Genomic DNA, 21,783 nt, shown 5'->3' on the forward strand with positions numbered 1-21,783 from the left:
GAATGACTACTTTAAATCCACGTGACGTTGTGATTGTTGATGGTGTACGCACTGCCATGGGCAAATCAAAAAACGGAATGTTCCGTCATGTTCGTGCGGACAGCATGTCTGCTGAACTAATCCGTGCATTGGTACGTCGTAATGATTTTGATACCAATGAAGTTGAAGATGTAATTTGGGGATGTGTCAATCAAACCCTTGAGCAAGGCTGGAACATTGCCCGTAATGCCAGTTTACTTGCAGACCTGCCAAAAACAGTCGCAGGCCAAACGATCAACCGCCTTTGTGGCTCATCCATGCAAGCCATTCATACCGCTGCGGCACAGATTGCAACTAATCAGGGTGATATTTTCATCATTGGTGGTGTAGAACACATGGGACATGTATCAATGATGCATGGCGTTGACCTAAATCCTGAAGCCTCTAAACACTATGCCAAAGCCTCCAATATGATGGGGCTCACCGCAGAAATGCTTGGACGTATGAATGGGATTAGCCGTGAAGAACAAGATATCTTTGGCGTACAATCACATCAACGTGCTTGGGCGGCAACACAGGCAGGTTTGTTTAAAAATGAAATTATCGGCATTGAAGGCCATAACGCTGACGGCTTCAAAATCCTGTGCGATGTCGATGAAGTAATCCGCCCCGATGCTAATCTCGATGCATTTAGTGCATTAAAACCTGTTTTTGACCCTAAAAATGGAACAGTCACTGCGGCAACTTCTTCAGCACTTTCAGATGGAGCTTCGGCAATGTTGCTGATGTCTGCCGAACGCGCACAAGCTTTAGGTTTAAAACCAAGAGCCGTGATTCGTTCAATGGCTGTTGCAGGCTGTGATGCAGCCATTATGGGTTATGGTCCAGTGCCAGCAACACAAAAAGCCTTGAAACGTGCAGGTTTAAGCATTGCTGATATTCAGACATTTGAACTCAATGAAGCATTTGCGGCACAGAGTTTATCTGTTTTAAAAGGCTTAGGCATTTCTGATAAACAAGAAATCGTCAACCAACACGGCGGTGCTATTGCTTTAGGTCATCCTTTGGGCTGTTCTGGCGCACGTATTACCACAACCTTGTTAAATATCATGGAACAACAAGATACCCAAATTGGTCTTGCGACCATGTGTATTGGTCTAGGTCAAGGAATTACCACGATTATTGAACGGGTTTAACTGTTTATCACCTTATTCTCACGATATGAACTGCCCTGTTCACACAGTTCATATTGCTGAGGAATCTAGTACAGTAAATTAGGATTCTTCTTCAGCTCTTTCATTACGGTTGGGTCTATTCTAAAAATTTTTTTATTTCCTTCTATTTTTGACGTATTTACAATCAACTTAATATTCTCTAACCAAACGACATTAGGGTCTGTGGCAGCAAGCGCTTTTTCTGCTTTTTGTTCATTGATAAATAAAGAGAGAATATATTTTTCGTCATAACTCAATGACTTCAACCTTTCTTTTAATGCGTTACTTTGCATAGATTGATCTTTGCTTTCTTTCCAGAACAATATTTTATTTTGGAAAAAGCCAAATAATATGAAAGATAAACTAAACAAGGTGATAATCACCAATGGCGTTCTAAAGTCATTCAAAATGAACTGAGATAATTTCTGATCAATCTCGGGAAAGTTTGCTACGATAAATAAGAGATTTAAGAAAATAAATGCCACATAATTCAGTTTACGCACGCTAAATTTTTGCCCCACCATTATCCCCTCTATCTTTTTAAATTTTATAAAATATATAAATCATACACATAATATAATAATTTATTTTATATAAACCACCTAATCACTATTCACTCTAACCACAAATGCAATAACACACCATTCCAATATCTACACTTTCAATTTCATGTCATGCTCCTTATCATATTCAACAATGTACTATTTTAGAGAATTCCCATGCGCGTAGATATTTGGTCAGATGTGGTCTGCCCGTTTTGCTATATTGGAAAAAAACGCCTTGAACATGTTGCAGCCGAAGCAGGTATTGAACTTGAAATTTACTGGCACAGTTTTGAATTAGACCCAGAAGCACCAGCCACACAAACCATTTCAAATACCGAACGCCTTGCAGAAAAATATGGTCGCAGTATTGAAGAAATGCAGCAAATGCAGCAAAACATTGCTGAAATGGCAGCATCTGAAGGCATTGACTTTCAATGGCAAAAAGCTAACTCAGGCAATACTTTCAATGCACATCGCATTATTCACCTTGCACAAAGTCGAGGCTTGGGTAATGAAGCAGAAGAAGCCTTTTTCTATAGTTATATGACCCAAGGTTTAGCCATTGGCGAACGAGAAACCCTCGAAGACGTTGCGGCACGTATTGGTCTCAACCCTGTAGAAGTAGATGACGTACTGGATTCGGATGAATTTGCTGAATTTGTTCGACATGACGAAAAAATTGCACACGAACAACTCAATGTGACAGGCGTACCATTTTTTGTATTTGATCAACGCATTGCGCTTGCAGGTGCTCAACCACGCGATGTTTTCTCGCATGTCCTTCAACAAGCTCAAGACAAAATAGAAAATCAGCCCACTGAAGATCAAGCTGCAACCTGTGACAGCGAAGGTTGTGAACTTCCTAAAAATCCATAATTTATTTCCACTGGATTGTATAGATTTTACGCTATACAATCCTATCTGTATGAATTTTTAAATTATTTCAGCGTATTTTTAAATCATCTATATTTTCAATTTTTTTCACTTTATTATAATAATGGTCAGCTACTTTTATTACAGTTATGATCATGCAGCAGCTACAAGAATTTCTACAAGAAAAAATAGCCTTCGATGATTTGGACCTTGATCATTTAATTGAAAAGGCGAGAGAGTTCTCTGACCCTAATTCTTCTGAATATCGGCTCTTAGAACTCACACTCAATCAGCTTTTGACTCAATATCTTGAGCAGGCAAAAAAATATATTACAAAGTGATATTATGAATCTGTTAGAAAAAGCCCTCGTTATTCAGGATATTAAACATAATATCCAAATCATTGAAAATAATTCATTGCCTTTATTTGAACGGGCCAAAGCAACCCATCGACTCAAAGAAATTTTTCAGTTTTGCGAAAAACCGATTACTCAAAAACGCAATCAATCACTTACCCAATTTGATACGCCTCAGCAAATCAATCATAACGTATTCATTAAAAGTAACTTTCAAAAAAGTTATCGTGGACTCTTTCAAGACCAATCGATACTTTTAAAAACACTTCAGGAAAACCCGCTTTTAGGATGGGCTACACTTTATGATGCTATCGAAAAAAGATGGCAGATTTGGTTAATTCCCCAAGCAAAAAAAGGGGTTATTCATAGTAGCTGGAAAACACAACTCGCTGATGCCTATCAGTGGCTCTTACAACAACAAAATCTACTGCATTGTCTTGTTGAAGATGCAAATTTCGTCGATGATGCTCATCAGACGTCACACACTCAACGAGTAACCGGTTCTACAAAAAATCAATCCGTCCATTTAGACAAAGCTAACACTGACCCGATTACGCATCAATTTCAACAAACCAATATTCAGGTTCTAACAGCCGAGCAAATCAAAATTGAACTTGAGCCTTTCCATGCAAGTCTCACTCCTATTCAGATTCCAGCCGTTACCGATACCAGTTATCTCATCAACTTCGATGAAGTGACTCATCCCCAAAATCTTTTTCTTTATTTGAGTGTTTCTAGCAAAAGCGATGACATTTTAAACACTCCGATCATTGTGGCGGAACGTGTTGATGAACAACAGCAATTTATGGGATATGTGATGATCTTTGGATCAATGAATCCACATATCGCTATTCAACTGGCGTCCCTATTGTGTTCAATATCAACATCAACTCGCGACCATTAAAAGCATGACTTGGCAGATCTGGCAAGATCACGCCACAAACCTAGAAACCTTCTTTGACGTTTTTCTTCAAGAAAAGACCCTTTGGAAACCACCCGAAATACCTATTTTCATCCCCCGAGAACTCGTCTTAACGCAACGATTTATTCCTTTTGAAGAAATGCCTGCAAGCTTAACTACACCTTTAATCTTAATGAAAGAACGGCTCAAATACCGTATTGTTCATGGTGAAAACCGTCTGCAATCCAGTGTAGATGCCCTAGGCTATCCTTGTGTTTTATTTTCCCGACAAGATGGGGTGTCATGGCAAATGCTTCGGGACATACTGACAACGCTATCATCGCCTGTTTCAAGCGACATCCTTCATATTGCAATAACACAACATGTAAGTCCGAAAGGTATTTTAAGCTAAATTTAACGTATTAAAAACACAATGGAAACTGTTGGAATTTCCAATAATATTTGCGGCAATAAGCGTTTTGAAGTTGTAAAACATCAAATATGAAATCTGATGATTCTAGATGAGGATTTCATCCCTGTGTCAGCAAAAGTTTACCTGTTAAACCACACATCTATTGTGTTTTTCATCTATTATTTTCGTTGCGATACAGCACTCGTATGAAATTTTTTTGGCTTCCAATTTTATTTACAGGCGTCACGATTCCTCAACACAATTTTATTGTTTTACCCGCCTTTGCTCATTCTTTTTTTGCAGCAGATATTGCTTGTCATCCGACCCGCTCAAAACATCATAGAAAATATAGACGGCATCGCGCTGTGACCTCTCAGGATAACCCGTTTGCACCACAATTTGATCCGCATTCACCTGAACTAGCGCAGCAACTGATGGCTGTATTTGGTCAGGATACTCTGATTTATCGGGCACAACAGTCTTATCAAAAGCACCACCCAAAACGTAAATTTGGTGTCAATAAAAACTCATCTAGACCTAAAAAAGCAACGAAGCCACAAGCTGACTGGCTTGAGTCGATTTTGTCTGATTTGTCGAAACAACTCCCTTTTCAAAGCGATATTAATCTGGGTTCCAACTCAAATTCAGATGTGTATCTTGAAGTAAATGCTGAAAAAAATTGGCAGATCAATCCTGATTTTGATTTTAATGCCCAACAAACTTTCCGCTATGGCGCACAAAGTCGGAATTATTCGGAAACAAATTTTAATTTTACGCAAAAACAGGCGCATGAAGCCATTGCATCCAATCAACTTTCAATTACCAAGACCTATGATGATACGACTTATAATTGGGAGAACTATTTGTTTCGTAAGCAAAAAATCAATCATGATCAAAGCATAACCTACGGCTTATATTCCAACGGCGTTTATAATAAAGACAAGCGAGACGTTGAAGTACAGAGTTGGGGGCCTTATTTTTCTTGGCGTCGTCCTTTGTGGCGTGACTGGCTCTATCTTGAAAATGGCGTGTCTTATTACCAAGATCGAACGGATGAAAACAGACATGTTTTTAGTACTACAGTGCAATTTGACATGGCATTTTGAACAAATCACAGTTAAGAATGCGTCCCTATTGTGGAACCATTCTTAATTTCCACACCACTATCAATTCTATTTAAATATATGTTTTACAACATTTTTTAATAAAATAATTTTTTAAATTTCGATAAAATAACGTACACTTAGTATTCCTTTCTTCATTGTACATATGGTCATGCTTACTCCCCATTTCGATAACACCCCGACAGAGGACCTGATTTCTACCGAAGAACGAGCCAAAGCAGCCAATCAGACAACTTGGGTTAGCGTGGGAGTAAATTTATGTCTTTCTATCGCACAGATTTTAATTGGACTTTTTTCGAAATCACAAGGTCTGGTTGCCGATGGTATTCATTCCCTCAGTGACCTGATTGCCGATTTTATTGTGTTATTTGCCAATCATTTTAGCCAAAAGGATGCCGATGATAATCACCCCTTTGGTCATTATCGTTTTGAAAACGCAGCATCATTGATGTTAGGTCTCATCCTGCTTGGGGTTGGGATTGGCATGTCCATCTCCGCGATTCATAAAATCATGCATCATGAAGACATCCCTCAAGTACACAGCATTGCCATTTATGTTGCCATGACGGCTTTGGTTGCCAAAGAGCTGCTATTTCGTTATATGCTCAAAATCGCCAAAAAAGTAAAATCCAGTATGTTAGTTGCCAACGCATGGCATGCGCGTTCCGATGCAGCTTCTTCCTTGGTGGTGATGATTGGTATTGCGGGAAATTTGCTTGGATACCCAATTTTAGACCCGATTGCCGCCCTGTTGGTGGGTTGTATCATCATCAAAATGGGCTATGAATTTGGCTGGGAAGCACTCAGTGATTTAATGGATCGGGCTGCCGATGACAATGAAGTTCAAGCCATCCGAGAAACATTCCTCCATTGTGCGGGAGTTGAAGGCGTACATAATATTCGTACCCGAAAAATGGGCGATATGATTATTATTGATGCACATATTGAAGTAAATGGAAATTTAAGCGTTCGGGAAGGACACGATATTGCGGTCAATGTTCGTTATCTCATCATGCAAAAACATCGTGTGATTGATGTGATCACGCATATTGATCCTATCTAAATAGGCTTGGTCTTTATCACTCATGCTGTGAAATACTTAAAAATCTTATATTTATAGTGTATGGCTCACAGCATAGGCATATGCTTAAAGACCAACCGAGCGAAAGCTAAATCAACAAAATAAACATAGTATTTCTATCCCTTTGTGAATTATTCTGACCTTTCGACAGCATGTTCACTCTCCAGGGAATATATGAAAAAAATTAAAGTTGAAACCGAAATCAACGCGCCCTTAGAAAAAATCTGGGCGGGTTATAATACCCCTCAAGACATTGAAAAATGGAATAGCGCATCACCCGACTGGCATACAGTAAATGCAAGTTCCGACTTTACCGTTGGGGGCAAGTTCTGTTCGCGGATGGAAGCGAAAGATGGCAGTATGGGATTTGATTTTGCTGGTGTTTTTACAAAAATCATTTCACAACAATTGGTCGAATATGACTTTGGCGAGCGTCACGCCAAAGTTGAATTTCTACAAAAACCGCATAGCGTCATCGTCAGCGTAGAATTTGATCCAGAAAATGAATTCCCAATCGAACAGCAGCAAATGGGATGGCAAGCCATTTTGAATAACTTCAAAGCCTACATTGAACAATAAATTCAGTCTATTAAAGCAGATAAATAAAAAACCGAGCGATGAATCACTCGGTTTTTCAATCACTTAAAATCCAATGACTTATTTTAATAATAAGCTGTTGATACGTTTTACATAAGCCGCTGGGTCTTCAGGAAGTCCACCTTCGGCAATCACAGCTTGGTCAAAAATTACATTGGCTAAATCATCAAACTGAGTCGAGCTTTCCAGTTTTTTCACCAATGGATGTTCAGGGTTAATTTCCAAAATTGGCTTCAACTCTGGCACAGGTTGACCCGCCTGTTTCAACATACGAATCAATTGTGGTGATAACTCGCCTTCTGCTGTCACTAAACATGCAGGTGAATCAACCAAACGTGTCGTTACACGCACTTCTTTAGTTTTATCTTTCAACGAATCAGACAGTTTTTCAACCACTGGCTTAAAGGCTTCTGCCGCTTGCTCAAGTGCTTTTTTCTCTTCAGCATCTTGTAGGTCGCCTAAATCAACCGCCCCCTTAGACACGTTTTGCAATGGCGTACCATCGAAGTCATTGACAAAGTTCATTGCCCACTCATCAACACGTTCCGACATTAACAACACTTCAATGCCTTTTTTCTTGAATAATTCAAGTTGTGGTGAATTTTTTGCAGCCGTTAAGCTATCCGCAGTCACGTAATAAATAGCTTTTTGCCCGTCTTTCATACGTGCTTTGTAATCTGCCAATGAAGTAATGACGTCATCATTGGTCGATGTTGCATAGCGTAGGAGTTTTAAAATACGGTCACGGTTACCAAAGTCTTCGCCTAAACCTTCTTTAATCACCGAACCAAATTCGGTATAGAAAGTTTTGAATTTCTCTTGGTCTTTTTCATCTTCAGATTTTGCCAAACCATCAATCACAGTCAAGATACGGCGCGCGTTCCCTTCACGGATGGTTTTAACATCACGGCTTTCCTGAAGCAGTTCACGGCTCACGTTCAATGGTAAGTCAGCACTGTCCACCACACCTTGCACAAAACGCAAATAGTTTGGAATAAGGTTATCCGCATCATCCATAATAAACACACGTTTTACATACAGTTTAATGCCTGCTTTTGCTTCACGGGTGAAAATATCCTGCGGCGCTTTACTTGGAATATACAACAACTGCGTATATTCAGTGTTTCCTTCTACACGGTTATGCGCCCATGCCAAAGGTGCATCAAAATCGTGGGTTAAATTTTTATAAAACTCAATATATTGCTCTTCGGTCACCTCTGACTTACTACGTGTCCAAAGCGCACTTGCCGAGTTAATCGCTTCCCATTCATCGGTTTTAACGTAGTGACCGCCTTTTGGTTCTTCACCTTCAGCCACTTCCTCTTCTTGCCAAACTTCTTTTTGCATTTCAATTGGCAAGCTAATGTGATCTGAATATTTATTGATAATTTGCTTCACTTTATACGCTTCTAAGTACTCAAGCGCATCATCACGTAAATGCAAAATAATATCGGTACCACGACCTTCTTTGGTAATTTGTTGAACCTCAAAATCGCCGGTGCCACCGCTTATCCAGCGTACACCTTGCTCGGCATTTGCGCCTGCACGGCGTGATTCTACAGTGATTTTTTCAGCAACAATAAAGCCCGAATAAAAACCAACACCGAACTGACCAATCAATTGAGCATCAGATTTTTGATCACCCGTCAATTTCGACATAAAGTCTTTAGTACCTGACTTGGCAATAGTACCTAAATTATCAATCGCCTCTTGTTCGCTTAAACCAATTCCGTTGTCTGAAATGGTAATCGTCTTATTGTCTTTATCGAGACTAACGCGTACACGTAAGTTCGGATCATTCTCATAATATTCTGGATGATTAATACCTTCAAAACGCAATTTATCACATGCATCTGAAGCATTAGAAATGAGTTCACGTAGGAAAATATCGGGGTTTGAATATAAAGAATGGGTTACCAAATGCAATAATTGCGCAACTTCTGCTTGGAAACTATGTTTTTGTGAGGCGCTTTGTTCGCTCATGAATCACTCCTTTCTTTTCATTTCAATGTGAGTAATAACGATGAACATATTGATGGTGGTGGTTGCAGAAATTTCAATAGATTTTAATAAAAGCAGTTGAATATCAACTAGACAATCGACACGTCAACTCACATTTGGCCCTCTTTTTTAGAAAGGTCCATGACTTAAAATTCGATTCTGAATCAAATCATCGAGTTGTTTTTGACGTTGCTGATAGGCCTGCGTTAAACAAGCCTGCTGATTTCCACACAAATTGCGCTGTTTAAGCCAGTTGACCTGAATACCTTTTTGTTGATCACGTCCCCCCATCGGCAACGCATGCAATACAATTTGATAGGTGGTTACCATTTTTACATCTGCATCGTTAAGTGAACGCACTTGGCAAATGGTTTTTTCTGCCTTTAATACGGCTCGATCACATGAAAAACTTGCGGCATTTGCCTGAACACACAGCCCTGAACAGACCAAAGCCACCCAACATAAAGACTTCAACATATTCAACTCCAAGGATGAGATACCTTTTATCATTAAAAAGCATCAGATCGATTTAAAACAGTGACACTTTGCAGGCTTTACGTAACTCCCATAAAAAAACCTCATTCTTTCGAATGAGGTTTTTAGTTCTAGCTCTGTTGCAAAGAGACCTAGAAACGGTAGCTATAACCAATGGTGTAAACCCAAGGATTTACATCTAAAGTTCCAATTTTTTGACCATTCAGTTTCAAATCAGAACCTACATCGGCATAGCGTACATCTGCGAAAACTCCCCAATTTTTCGCATCAGCAGGTTGAAAGTTAAAACCAACTTGACCTGCTACTCCATAGGCATTTTCTGCTTTAAGTGTGGTACCTTCAAGCGAGCCTTTTGTTTTTTCACCCCAGATAATCACTGCGGTTGCGCCTACACCAATATACGGTGTAAAACCAGTTGAATTTTTAAAGTTATACTTGACTGTTAAAGTCGGTGGTAAATGTTTAAACGACGCAATTTTTTCAGATGCTCCACCACCTACATTTGCGGTAACGTCATGTTTAAATGGTGTTGCTAATAATAATTCTGTAGAAATCCCGCTATCACCAAAGAAATATTCAATTGATGGTGTAAAACTAAACGCATGGTCGGCTTGAGCATTGGTCACCAAACCATTGGCCAATGTATTATCGTCTTTTGATGGTGCTAAAACACTTCCCCCGACTTTTACTTGCCAATTACCTGCAAATGTCGCAGAAGATGCTGCTAATAATGCTAAGACCAATACTTTTTTTAACATTTTTTATTTACCCCGTTACCAATTGCCCCCATATTAAAATCTGATTTTATATTATGCAACATGTTTTTATTTCTAATTAAATAATTATTTTCAAGCCACTGATTATTAAAGTTATATTTTTAAATCCGATTATTTTTATCAGGTTTTATTATTTTATCCTACTATTTTAATTGGTTTTTAAATACCAATTAAAACACTCAGATTTATTATATTTAAAAATGTATTTTAAATACTTTTTTATTTTAAATTATTATCTTCAATTATTAATTTTTGACTAAAAAAAAGAGGTTTATAATGAATATAAACCTCTTATATTTGTTGGTCATCAGGAATTTTTTATCTTTCCTCAATCGCAGCGCCCGCTCCACCACCAAGTGCCCCACCAATAGCGGCACCAGAATCTCCACCGAATACAGCCTTACCAATAACTGCACCTACACCTGCGCCAATTGCACTGCCTGTTGTCGTTCTTGAACTACCATTTTGAGTATGGCTACCAACACCAGCACCCGCTGCCGCACCAACGCCTGCGCCCAAACCACCACCGACATGGTTCCCAGCACCACCACCAATTGCACCGCCTAATGCTGCTGCACCGATACGTTGGTTTTGAGGTGACATATTGTCACAGCCTACAAATAGGACTGAACAAGACACAGATAACGCACCCATTAAAAGCCATTTTTTCATTTTGGATCTCCTCACTTGACTTATTTAACAGTTTAAAATGCTTTTCTATTCTTTTTATTTATATTTTGTTACATCCTGTCCGCAATTTTACATCTTTTGTAATCCACACAAAGCTGGCTCTTTTTTTATAAATTTCCTGTTCAACCTGACAATCGCAATACATGTATAAATTTTGTGTGAACTCACTTGCAAGCTTCTATACAATATGCCGCAAGATTGGAGTTAATCATGTCACAGACCTCTTCTTTAAATCGCGGATTAAATACCCGCCACATTCGTTTTTTAGCCCTTGGCTCTGCCATCGGTACAGGACTTTTTTATGGTTCTGCCTCTGCAATTAAACTTGCGGGACCTTCTGTACTGCTCGCCTATATTTTGGCAGGTATTGCAATTTATATTGTAATGCGCGCTCTTGGAGAAATGGCTGTCCATAATCCTGTATCAGACTCGTTTAGTCGTTACGCATCTGAATATATTAGTCCACTTGCAGGTTTTACCACAGGTTGGACCTATGTTTTTGAAATGGTGATTGTTGCCATTGCGGATGTCACTGCCTTTGGCATTTATATGGGCTTTTGGTTTCCCGATGTTCCCCGTTGGATCTGGATTTTATCTCTGATCTTTTTCTTGGGCGGCATTAACCTAATCCATGTCAAAGTCTATGGTGAACTTGAATTTTGGCTTTCAATTGTCAAAGTCAGTGCCATTATCGCCATGATCGCAGGTGGTATCGGTATCATGCTCTATGGTTTGCATGTTCCAAATACCAACTTCCATTCTGGTATTTCAAATTTATGGATCCATGATGGCTTTATGCCAAATGGTCTTTCAGGCTTTATTGCCTGTTTTTCAGTTGTAGTTTTTGCATTTGGCGGAATCGAGATTATCGGGGTGACGGCAGGTGAAACACAAGACCCAAAAACAGCCATTCCTCGTGCCATCAATGCCGTTCCAATTCGTATCATTCTTTTTTATGTCCTCACGATTTTTGTATTAATGTCGATTTTCCCATGGAACCAAGTGGGTAGCCAAGGCAGTCCTTTTGTACAAATTTTTGAAAGTTTAGGCATTAAATCTGCTGCTGCCATTTTAAACCTTGTGGTGATTACTGCTGCCATTTCAGCCATCAACAGTGATGTGTTTGGTGCAGGCCGCATGATGTATGGCATGGCGAAAAAAGGACAAGCGCCTCAAATTTTTGGTAAAACCTCAAAAAGTGGGGCGCCTTGGATGACCGTCATTGTGATGGCGGGCGTTTTAATGATCGGTGTTGTTCTCAACTACCTGATTCCTGAAAATGTCTTTGAAATTATTGCCTCACTTGCAACCTTTGCAACGGTTTATGTTTGGCTGATGATTTTATTGGCGCAAATGGGTATGCGTAAAAAGCTGAGTCAGGATGAAATTAAGAAACTTGATTTCCCTGTTATTGGTTGGCCGATTGCCCCGATCATTGCCACGCTGTTTATGTTGTTCGTGATTGCGATTATTGGTTATTTCCCAGACTCACGCCCTGCATTATATGTTGGTGCAATCTGGTTACTGATTTTAACAGTCGCTTATTACATCTGGATTCGTCCAAAACAACAGGCTTAATTTTTATTATGTCTGATTAAACCCTGTGCTGTTGTCAACCACAGGGTTTTTTTATTTTCCGCCAATACCTAACGACCACGACAAGTATTGGTCTTTAGCCCTTCTGCCAACACGGTGTACACTTTGGCATGTAAGGCCTGCGCAACATTAAAGCGTAAAAACTGATTGGCCTGTTGCGACTGACTAAATGCATTTCCTGGCGCTAAAATAATTCCTTGTGCCAAACAGTATTGAGATAATCTGGCAGCATCAATGCCCTCAGGTAACTTGCACCATAACAACATACCCGCCTTGGGTAAAATCCACGGTTCAATTTTTAAGGCACTCAATTGCTGTAAATTATAGGTCATCGCCTGAGCCAGATTTTTACGTAACCAGTCCAGATGTTTTCGATATTGCCCATCATTCAGCACATGCGTAATAACCGCAGTATTAAAATGATCATGACTCAAAGTCGTTGCAATTTTCAGATCAATCAATGGCGAAATCCAGTCCTGATTTGCCACAATATAGCCACAACGGATTGAAGCTGAAACTGTTTTTGAAAAACTACCAATCTGTAGCACTTGTGAAAAACCACCTAACGCAGCATAACGTGGCGCAGGATACAACTCTAAATCGCTCCAAATATCATCTTCAATAATCAATAGTCGATGCTGCTCCGCCCATTTTAAAATCTGATATGCCGTATGCATCGACAAACTCGCGCCCGTTGGATTATGAACGCCCGAATTGGTGATATAAAACTTAGGTTGATGCCACAAGGCTTGCTCAAAAGCCTCAAGGTCTGGGCCTGTCGAGGTAAATGGTATTGCAATTGTCTTGACCCGATGAACATTCAACAATGCCTGAAAGTTGAAATAGCACGGATCATCAATTAAAACCGTATCGCCCGGTTTTAATCCTAAACGGCAAATTAAATCAATGGCGTGAGTCCCGCTTTCAACCAATAAAACCTGATCAGGATTTGCCAAAACCCCCGTTGCCTCTAAACGGCGCGAAATCACCTGTCTCAGTTCTGGTAAACCCAACGATGTTGCATAATTCATTAAGGTATTTGATTCAGAACGGGCAACGGTACGAATCGCTTTTCTTACAACCTCTTCTGGCATCCATGTTGTAGGTAACCAGCCACATCCAGGTTTTAAAATATCATCTTGCGCATCTAAAGATTGCCTTGAAATCCACAGTGGATCAACCTCTCGGTCAAGTTGAGGCCGCTGTGAAACAAGCAAATATGGTTTTGACTGGCTTTTGACAAAATATCCTGCCCCCTGACGTGCCTCCAAAACGTCTTGTGCAGCCAACCGAGCATAAGCTTCGACAATCGTTGAAACAGAGACATGCTGTTGCTGCGCCATGGCACGTACCGAAGGTAATTTTGAACCTGACACCCAAACCCGTTGTTCAATCTGCTGTTGAACCCAAGTCATGATCTGTTCAATTTTTGTTTTTTGGGACAGATGATCCATAACAATTTTCTCAATTGAACCAGTACAGTATCTTTAGATTGTATTGTGTTGTATCTCGTCAAACAAGCCATGCTCTTTTATAAATAAGACTCAATAATATAGGACGATGACAATGCAGCGGATCTCAAATGGCTGGCTCAGTGGCTTAATTGGCGTGATCATTTTTTCTGGTTCCTTACCTGCAACACGTTTGGCCGTTGACGGGTTTTCTCCAGAATTTTTAACCGTGGGTCGTGCCAGTATTGCAGGCCTACTCGCACTTTTATGTCTGGTTTTATTCAAACAAAAAAAACCATCACCACAGCAATTCAAGCGGTTGTTGATCGTAACTCTTGGCGTTGTGATTGGCTTTCCATTGTGCACATCCATCGCCTTACAAACCATTACTGCATCCTACTCTGTTGTTTTTGTTGGATTGCTTCCTTTAGCAACGGCTTTTTTTGCTGTGCTAAAAGGTGAACAACGTCCCCAATTAAAATTCTGGGGCTTTGCAATTTTAGGAAGCAGTATTGTGGTTATTTTTGCACTGACTCAGAACCATCATCCACATGCCCTTTCAGGGAATTTATGGATGTTCGCTGCGATTTTACTGTGTGGTCTGGGCTATGCTGAAGGGGGACAATTGTCCCGTAGTCTTGGGGGTTGGCAAGTGATTTGCTGGGCTTTGGTGATTGCACTGCCGATTATGCTTCCTTTAAGCTACTACTATTTCCCAGAACATTTCATGCAGATTCCTTCATCAGCACTGTTGGGCTTTGGCTATGTTTCCGTCTTCAGCATGTTCATTGGATTTATTTTTTGGTATCACGGTTTAGCGACAGGTGGGGTCATCGCCGTTGGACAACTACAACTGATTCAGCCTTTTTTCGGGCTACTTCTCAGTGCCATTCTTTTACATGAAGTCATCAATGCTCAAATGATCTTTTCTGCCCTCATTGTCATGATTTGTGTCGCTTATGCGAAAAAAGCCTCACTTCCCCCTGTGGCTCAATCGACACTCACCAAAGCCTAGCCATAAAAAAAGGATATCTCTATTTAGAAATATCCTTTTATAAATAGGGTTTATCTTTTATACATCGGTAAATAAACCTTCAAACAATACCGAAGATAAATAACGCTCTGCACTATCAGGTAAAATTACCACAATGGTTTTGCCTGCATTTTCAGGACGTGCAGCTAACTGTGCAGCAGCGGCCAATGCCGCACCACTTGAAATACCGACCAAAATACCTTCTTGTGTTGCAACTTTTCTCGCCCACTCAATTGCATCATCACCAGTTACAGGTAAAACTTCATCGACTAAATCCAAATCCAGATTTTTTGGAATAAAGTTCGCACCAATTCCCTGAATTTTATGTGGTCCAGGTGTCAACTCCTCACCACGCTTCGCCTGACTAATAATCGGAGATTCAGCAGGCTCAACCGCAACCGAATACAACGGTTGATTTTTTACCTGTTCAAAATAACGTGAAATCCCTGTAATCGTCCCGCCTGTTCCCACACCCGAAACCAGAATATCAACTTTACCCCCGGTTGCCTGCCAAATTTCAGGGCCAGTCGTGTCTTGGTGAATTTGTGGGTTCGCAGGGTTTTCAAATTGTTGTGGTAAAAAATACACATCTGGCTGTTCTGTCGCTAAACGTACCGCTTCATCAACCGCCCCTTTCATCCCCTTCGCAGGTTCAGTTAGGACTAAATTCGCCCCTAAAGCTTTCAGTACTTTACGACGTTCCAGACTCATACTTGCTGGCATGGTTAAAGTAATTGGATAACCTTTTGCTGCGGCAACAAATGCTAGGGCAATCCCTGTATTACCACTGGTTGGCTCAACGATGTGCATACCTGCTTTGAGGACACCACGTTTTTCAGCATCGGCAACCAGCGCAGCCCCGATACGACATTTCACAGAAAATGCAGGATTACGGCTTTCAATTTTTGCCAATACGGTTGCACTGCCTTGAATGATACGATTGATGCGTACCAATGGTGTGTTGCCAATGGCTTCTGCATTATTTGAATAAACGGCAATCCCTAAGTTTTCAGGAGTAGGAAATTGAGCATCAGTTGTCATGATCTATCCTTAAATTTAATTCGATTTAGCTACGTGAAAATCATAAACCTTTTTAATTCACAATCTCAAATAATCCAGAATCCTGTTTATGAATTTTTATGCTAAGCATATTCTAAAAAGAATAAATAAATTCAAAACTAAAGATGTTTTATAGAAATACGTATAACCCTCGCTTCTTTTTGTCATTTGGTTATACAAATACTACGGATTTTAATAATTAAGTTTTCATCCTTCTATGCTAATTTAATGAATCCGTTTGTTCTAACTCTAAAGCCAATTCTAAGCCATGACAATAAAAACTCCCTTAATTAAATCTAGTGCGCTCAGTACAATCAACAACTGCAATATCTGGCTCAAAATGGAATCTTCACAACCTGCTGGTTCATTTAAACAGAGAAGTATTGGACACGCTTGCCGACAGTACGCAAAAAGAGGAGCAAAAAAATTTATCAGCTCTTCTGGCGGAAATGCTGGGATCTCGGTTGCTTATATAGGTAATCAACTGAATATTCCTGTAACTGTTGTTGTTCCGCAAACGACTTCACAAAAAGCCATTGATCTCATGCGAAAAGAGAATGCTGAAGTCATCGTCCATGGTGATTTTTGGGCAGATGCGAATGAACTTGCTGTATCATTTGTCAATTCAGAAGCTGTCTATATTCACCCTTTTGATGATCAATACCTATGGGATGGTGTTTCAGAGATTATTGATGAAGTGATTGCCGATAGCGTAAAACCTGATGCCGTTATTCTCTCTGTCGGTGGTGGCAGCCTCCTTTCAGGCATTCATCAAGGCTTACTCGCTAACAGCCTAGATATTCCAATTTATGCCGTGGAAACTGAGGGAACAGCATCATTGCACACTGCGATAAAAATGAATCAACATATAAAGTTAGACAAAGTCTCTGGCGTCGCGACAACTCTTGCTGCACAACAAGTCTGTGAAAATGCCTTTTTGATTTCACAAAATAATCAGAATATAAAAAGCCTCATTGTTTCAGATCAAGCAGCCGTGTCAGCATGTTTGAACTTTTTAGATGATCATCGAACTTTGGTTGAACCTGCCTGTGGCGCAACATTATCGGTTCTGTACGATCACAAGATTTCTTTTTCTCCTAAAGACAACATACTGGTAATTGTATGTGGTGGAGCAAGTATCACACTGGATCAACTTTCAAAATATTCGTTTGCTTTAAACTAAATCCCAGAAGACATCCTCTCTTACACCTCAACTCAGGTCATTCAATAGAAACAAAAAAAGAGCCTCGAAAGGCTCTTTTTAATCAGTCAATTAAGGCTTAAAACTGTTCTTCATTTAATGCTTGGCTAAATGCTTGGTCAACATCACTAAAGTTGTTGTGAAGTTCAAACTCAGCCGCTTCGGCTTCTTGGCGACGACGTTCTAAATGATACGCCAAACCAGTACCCGCAGGAATCAAGCGACCTACAACCACGTTCTCTTTCAAGCCACGTAAGTCATCTTCTTTACCTGTTACAGCCGCTTCAGTTAACACACGAGTGGTTTCCTGGAACGATGCAGCAGAAATGAACGAGTCAGTAGAAAGCGATGCTTTCGTAATACCCATCAATTGACGTTCAAATTTCGCTGGGAATTTGTTTTGCGCCAATACTGCTTGGTTTTCACCAACAACACGGATGTAATCAACTTGCTCACCTTTGATGAAGCTTGTATCGCCGCCATCAGTGATATCAACTTTACGCAACATTTGACGTACGATAACTTCAATGTGCTTATCGTTGATTTTTACACCTTGTAAACGGTAAACGTCTTGTACTTCATTCACGATGTAGTTTGTTAATGCTACTTCGCCTTTCAAGCGCAAGATGTCATGTGGGTTTTGTGGACCATCAGAAATGGTTTCACCACGGTTCACATGCTCACCCTCGAACACGTTGATTTGACGCCATTTTGGAATCAATTCTTCGTAAATTTCAGAGCCGTCATCTGGTGTAATCACCAAACGGTTTTTACCTTTGGTCTCTTTACCGAAGCTTACAATACCTGACACTTCTGCAAGGATTGCATGTTCTTTCGGTTTACGTGCTTCGAACAAGTCCGCAACACGTGGAAGACCACCGGTAATATCACGAGTACGTGAAGATTCTTGTGGTACACGACCAATAACGTCACCGACACCAATCACTTCACCGTCACGGACAGTTACGATTGTGTTTTGCGGCAAGAAGTAGAACTGTTCAGTACCATCTGCTGTATCAAGTACGATAGCAGGACGCATATCTTTACCAGAAACAGGACGTGCTGTTACAGGCAAGATTTCAACCGTTGTCATACCCGTTGCATCATCAGTTTTCGATGTTGCAGTCACGCCATCCGCAATTTGAGAGAAACGTGCTTTACCAGCAACTTCTGTCACGATTGGATGTGTATGCGGATCCCAAGTTGCAACGATACCACCAGCTTCAACTACTTCACCATCTTTAAGTACAATGCTTGCACCGTATGGAAGTTTATAGCGTTCGCGTTCACGACCTAAGTCATCCGCAATACCGATTTCACCTGAACGTGAAACAGATACCAAGTGACCTTTGGCATGTTGTACAGTTTTCACATTATGGAAACGTACTGTACCTTTGTTACGTACTTGAACGCTGTTTGCAGCAGAAGTTCGGCTTGCAGCACCACCCACGTGGAACGTACGCATTGTTAACTGTGTACCTGGCTCACCAATTGATTGAGCAGCCATAACACCGACTGATTCACCTGGGTTCACCAAGTGACCACGAGCAAGGTCACGACCATAACAACGAGCACAAACACCAAATGTTGATTCACACGCAATTACTGAACGAACTTTAACTTCATCGACACCGGCTTCTTCAAGATAAGCTGCAATTTTCTCGTCGATTAAAGTACCACGAGGCAATACAACTTCATCATCCGATGCACGTTTTACGTCTTCAGCCGTTACACGACCCAATACGCGATCACGTAATGGCTCAATTACGTCACCACCTTGAATTAATGGTGTCATGACTAAACCACCATTCGTACCACAATCAGGCTCTGTAATTACCAAGTCTTGTGCAACGTCAACTAAACGACGAGTCAAGTAACCAGAGTTCGCAGTTTTCAATGCTGTATCGGCCAAACCTTTACGCGCACCGTGCGTTGAAATAAAGTACTGGAGTACTGTCAAACCTTCACGGAAGTTCGCTTTAATTGGCGTTTCAATGATCGAACCATCTGGTTTCGCCATCAAACCACGCATACCCGCCAACTGACGAATCTGTGCAGCACTACCACGGGCACCCGAGTCAGACATCATATAGATGCTGTTGAATGATTTTTGTTTCTCGTCTTCACCTTGTTTGTTTTTAACAGTTGTGAATGACAAGTTGTCCATCATCGCTTTCGCTACTTGGTCGTTAGTACGTGCCCAAATATCGACGACTTTGTTATAGCGTTCACCCGCAGTTACGAAACCTTGTTCGAACTGTTGTTCGATTTCACGAACTTCAGCTTCTGCTTTGTTAATAATCGCTTGTTTTTGTGGTGGAATCAGCATGTCTTCCATACCCACAGATACACCTGAGCGAGTCGCTTGACGGAAGCCCAAATACATCAACTGGTCAGCAAAGATAACTGTATCTTTCAAACCAAGTTTACGGTAACAAGTGTTAATCAGTCTCGAAATGTTCTTTTTAGTCATCTCAAGGTTGATTGATTCAAAGCTCAAACCTTCAGGTACGATTTCCCAAAGTAAGCAGCGACCTGGTGTTGTATCAACAATAATGGTTTGTTTTTCACGATCACCATTTTCGTTAATAACAGTTTGGTGTACACGTGCTTTTACACGCGCATGCATTGCCACCTGACCTGTTGCAAGCGCACGGTTTACTTCGTGAGTATCCGCGAACATCATGCCTTCACCTTTGGCGTTTACTGCATCACGAGAGATGTAGTAAAGACCCAATACAACGTCCTGAGAAGGTACGATGATTGGTTCACCGTTAGCAGGTGACAAGATGTTGTTGGTCGACATCATTAACGCACGAGCTTCAAGTTGAGCTTCTAGTGTTAATGGTACGTGTACCGCCATTTGGTCACCGTCGAAGTCGGCGTTAAACGCAGCACAAACGAGTGGGTGTAGACGGATTGCTTTACCTTCGATCAGAATAGGTTCAAATGCTTGAAGACCCAAACGGTGCAGTGTTGGTGCACGGTTTAACATCACTGGATGTTGACGGATCACATGTGCAAGAACGTCCCAAACTTCAGGAGTTTCACGCTCAACCATTTTCTTCGCAGCTTTAATGGTTGTTGCCTGACCTGATGCTTGTAATTTCGCGAAAATGAATGGCTTGAATAACTCAAGTGCCATTTTTTTCGGTAAACCACATTGATGTAAACGTAAAGATGGACCAACGGTAATTACCGAACGACCAGAATAGTCAACACGTTTACCCAACAAGTTTTGACGGAAACGACCTTGTTTACCTTTGATCATGTCTGCCAAAGATTTCAATGGACGTTTGTTCGAACCTGTAATCGCACGACCACGACGACCGTTATCTAACAAGGCATCAACAGATTCTTGTAACATACGTTTTTCGTTACGTACGATGATATCTGGTGCAGCCAAGTCAAGAAGACGTTTCAAACGGTTGTTACGGTTGATCACACGACGGTAAAGGTCGTTCAAGTCAGACGTCGCAAAACGACCACCTTCAAGTGGTACAAGTGGACGTAAGTCTGGTGGAAGTACAGGAAGTACGTTCATCACCATCCATTCTGGCTTGTTGTTTGACTCTTTGAAAGCTTCCATCAATTTCAAGCGTTTAGATGCTTTTTTCAACTTCGTTTCAGAAGTTGTTTGAGGAATTTCTTCACGTAAACGTGTAATTTCAGCTTCAAGATCGATGTCTTTTAACAAATCCTGAACCGCTTCTGCACCCATTTTCGCAGTGAATTCATCACCATGTTCTTCAAGTGCATTGAAGTATTCTTCGTCTGTAAGAAGTTGATACTTTTCAAACGGAGTCATACCCGGATCAGTAACAACATAAGATTCGAAATACAATACGCGTTCAATATCACGAAGCGTCATATCAAGTAATAAACCGATACGGCTTGGTAATGATTTCAAGAACCAGATATGCGCAACTGGAGAAGCCAATTCGATGTGACCCATACGTTCACGACGAACTTTCGCAGTTGTTACTTCAACGCCACATTTTTCACAAATGACGCCTTTGTATTTCATACGCTTGTATTTACCACACAAGCATTCATAATCTTTTACTGGACCAAAGATTTTGGCACAAAACAAACCGTCACGTTCTGGTTTAAACGTACGGTAGTTAATTGTCTCAGGTTTTTTAACTTCACCATGAGACCATGACTTAATCATTTCTGGTGACGCAAGACCAATACGGATGCGATCAAACTCAACTGGAGCATGACCATCAGAGTCCGTTTTCTTACGCATGATATCGAGCAAGTCTTTCAATTTTTTTCTCCGTGTGTCGGGGAGTCATCCTCACCCGACTGGGTCACAAATATTGTTTTTAACCGAAAAGCGATCTAAATCCCCTGAATCTCCCTTTTAACAAGGGAGATGATGCAAAGACATCTC

Annotated in this window: 19 protein-coding genes; 11 read left to right on the plus strand and 8 right to left on the minus strand. The window is 40.6% G+C overall.

The window, feature by feature from the left end; all coding sequences use genetic code 11:
- Positions 1-2 precede the first annotated feature (2 nt).
- Positions 3-1,175 carry an acetyl-CoA C-acyltransferase FadA gene (gene fadA / locus ABDV70_RS08550; protein ID WP_343597035.1) on the plus strand — a complete coding sequence of 391 codons (1,173 nt, stop codon included), beginning with the start codon at positions 3-5 and terminating at the stop codon, positions 1,173-1,175.
- A 65-nt stretch (positions 1,176-1,240) separates the two neighbouring features.
- Here fadA and ABDV70_RS08555 read toward each other — a convergent pair whose 3' ends face one another.
- Positions 1,241-1,717: a super-infection exclusion protein B gene (locus ABDV70_RS08555; RefSeq protein ID WP_343597037.1), complete on the minus strand. Its 477-nt coding sequence runs from the start codon at positions 1,715-1,717 to the stop codon at positions 1,241-1,243.
- Positions 1,718-1,912: 195 nt separating this feature from the next.
- Here ABDV70_RS08555 and ABDV70_RS08560 point away from each other — a divergent pair, with 195 nt between their 5' ends.
- The 7 genes from ABDV70_RS08560 (at position 1,913) to ABDV70_RS08590 (ending at position 7,064) form a co-directional block, all read left to right on the plus strand.
- Positions 1,913-2,614: a DsbA family oxidoreductase gene (locus ABDV70_RS08560; protein ID WP_343597039.1), complete on the plus strand. Its 702-nt coding sequence runs from the start codon at positions 1,913-1,915 to the stop codon at positions 2,612-2,614.
- 152 nt (positions 2,615-2,766) lie between these two features.
- Complete coding sequence (locus ABDV70_RS08565; RefSeq protein ID WP_343597041.1) at positions 2,767-2,952, plus strand: hypothetical protein; 186 nt, start codon at positions 2,767-2,769, stop codon at positions 2,950-2,952.
- Positions 2,953-2,956: 4 nt separating this feature from the next.
- Positions 2,957-3,871, plus strand: a complete 915-nt coding sequence (locus ABDV70_RS08570) for a hypothetical protein (protein WP_343597042.1) — start codon at positions 2,957-2,959, stop codon at positions 3,869-3,871.
- Positions 3,872-3,875: 4 nt separating this feature from the next.
- Positions 3,876-4,280, plus strand: coding sequence for a hypothetical protein (locus tag ABDV70_RS08575; RefSeq protein WP_343597044.1), 405 nt, complete (start codon positions 3,876-3,878; stop codon positions 4,278-4,280).
- Between the two features lie 206 nt (positions 4,281-4,486).
- The gene (locus ABDV70_RS08580) at positions 4,487-5,386 is read left to right on the plus strand and encodes a hypothetical protein (RefSeq protein WP_343597046.1); all 900 of its coding nucleotides are present in this window, start codon (positions 4,487-4,489) and stop codon (positions 5,384-5,386) included.
- A gap of 169 nt (positions 5,387-5,555) precedes the next feature.
- On the plus strand, positions 5,556-6,467 hold the full coding sequence (locus tag ABDV70_RS08585) for a cation diffusion facilitator family transporter (RefSeq protein WP_343597048.1): 912 nt from the start codon (positions 5,556-5,558) through the stop codon (positions 6,465-6,467).
- A 192-nt stretch (positions 6,468-6,659) separates the two neighbouring features.
- Positions 6,660-7,064: an SRPBCC domain-containing protein gene (locus ABDV70_RS08590; protein ID WP_343597050.1), complete on the plus strand. Its 405-nt coding sequence runs from the start codon at positions 6,660-6,662 to the stop codon at positions 7,062-7,064.
- A gap of 78 nt (positions 7,065-7,142) precedes the next feature.
- Here the strand turns inward: ABDV70_RS08590 and htpG are convergent, their stop codons facing one another.
- The 4 genes from htpG to ABDV70_RS08610 form a co-directional block, all read right to left on the minus strand.
- Entirely contained in the window at positions 7,143-9,065 is a 1,923-nt protein-coding gene (gene htpG, locus ABDV70_RS08595; protein ID WP_343597052.1) for a molecular chaperone HtpG, read from the minus strand.
- A gap of 147 nt (positions 9,066-9,212) precedes the next feature.
- Positions 9,213-9,560 carry a hypothetical protein gene (locus ABDV70_RS08600; RefSeq protein WP_343597054.1) on the minus strand — a complete coding sequence of 116 codons (348 nt, stop codon included), beginning with the start codon at positions 9,558-9,560 and terminating at the stop codon, positions 9,213-9,215.
- 149 nt (positions 9,561-9,709) lie between these two features.
- Positions 9,710-10,336, minus strand: coding sequence for an OmpW family outer membrane protein (locus ABDV70_RS08605; protein ID WP_343597055.1), 627 nt, complete (start codon positions 10,334-10,336; stop codon positions 9,710-9,712).
- Between the two features lie 336 nt (positions 10,337-10,672).
- On the minus strand, positions 10,673-11,026 hold the full coding sequence (locus ABDV70_RS08610; protein ID WP_343597056.1) for a YMGG-like glycine zipper-containing protein: 354 nt from the start codon (positions 11,024-11,026) through the stop codon (positions 10,673-10,675).
- A gap of 228 nt (positions 11,027-11,254) precedes the next feature.
- On the opposite strand from ABDV70_RS08610, the gene ABDV70_RS08615 reads away from it, so the two are divergent.
- Entirely contained in the window at positions 11,255-12,622 is a 1,368-nt protein-coding gene (locus ABDV70_RS08615) for an amino acid permease (RefSeq protein WP_343597057.1), read from the plus strand.
- Between the two features lie 68 nt (positions 12,623-12,690).
- Here the strand turns inward: ABDV70_RS08615 and ABDV70_RS08620 are convergent, their stop codons facing one another.
- Complete coding sequence (locus ABDV70_RS08620; protein WP_343597058.1) at positions 12,691-14,094, minus strand: PLP-dependent aminotransferase family protein; 1,404 nt, start codon at positions 14,092-14,094, stop codon at positions 12,691-12,693.
- A 112-nt stretch (positions 14,095-14,206) separates the two neighbouring features.
- On the opposite strand from ABDV70_RS08620, the gene ABDV70_RS08625 reads away from it, so the two are divergent.
- Entirely contained in the window at positions 14,207-15,106 is a 900-nt protein-coding gene (locus tag ABDV70_RS08625) for a DMT family transporter (RefSeq protein ID WP_343597059.1), read from the plus strand.
- A gap of 57 nt (positions 15,107-15,163) precedes the next feature.
- Here ABDV70_RS08625 and cysK read toward each other — a convergent pair whose 3' ends face one another.
- A complete protein-coding gene (cysK, locus tag ABDV70_RS08630; RefSeq protein WP_343597060.1) occupies positions 15,164-16,165 on the minus strand; it encodes a cysteine synthase A in 1,002 nt (333 codons plus the stop codon).
- 286 nt (positions 16,166-16,451) lie between these two features.
- Between cysK and ABDV70_RS08635 the strand changes: the two genes are divergently transcribed.
- Positions 16,452-17,366: a pyridoxal-phosphate dependent enzyme gene (locus ABDV70_RS08635; RefSeq protein ID WP_343597061.1), complete on the plus strand. Its 915-nt coding sequence runs from the start codon at positions 16,452-16,454 to the stop codon at positions 17,364-17,366.
- 97 nt (positions 17,367-17,463) lie between these two features.
- On the opposite strand, the gene rpoC is transcribed toward ABDV70_RS08635, so the two are convergent.
- Positions 17,464-21,657, minus strand: a complete 4,194-nt coding sequence (gene rpoC / locus ABDV70_RS08640; protein WP_343597063.1) for a DNA-directed RNA polymerase subunit beta' — start codon at positions 21,655-21,657, stop codon at positions 17,464-17,466.
- Positions 21,658-21,783 lie beyond the last annotated feature (126 nt).

Source organism: Acinetobacter sp. (assembly GCF_039596015.1).
In the GTDB taxonomy this organism is placed as follows: domain Bacteria; phylum Pseudomonadota; class Gammaproteobacteria; order Pseudomonadales; family Moraxellaceae; genus Acinetobacter.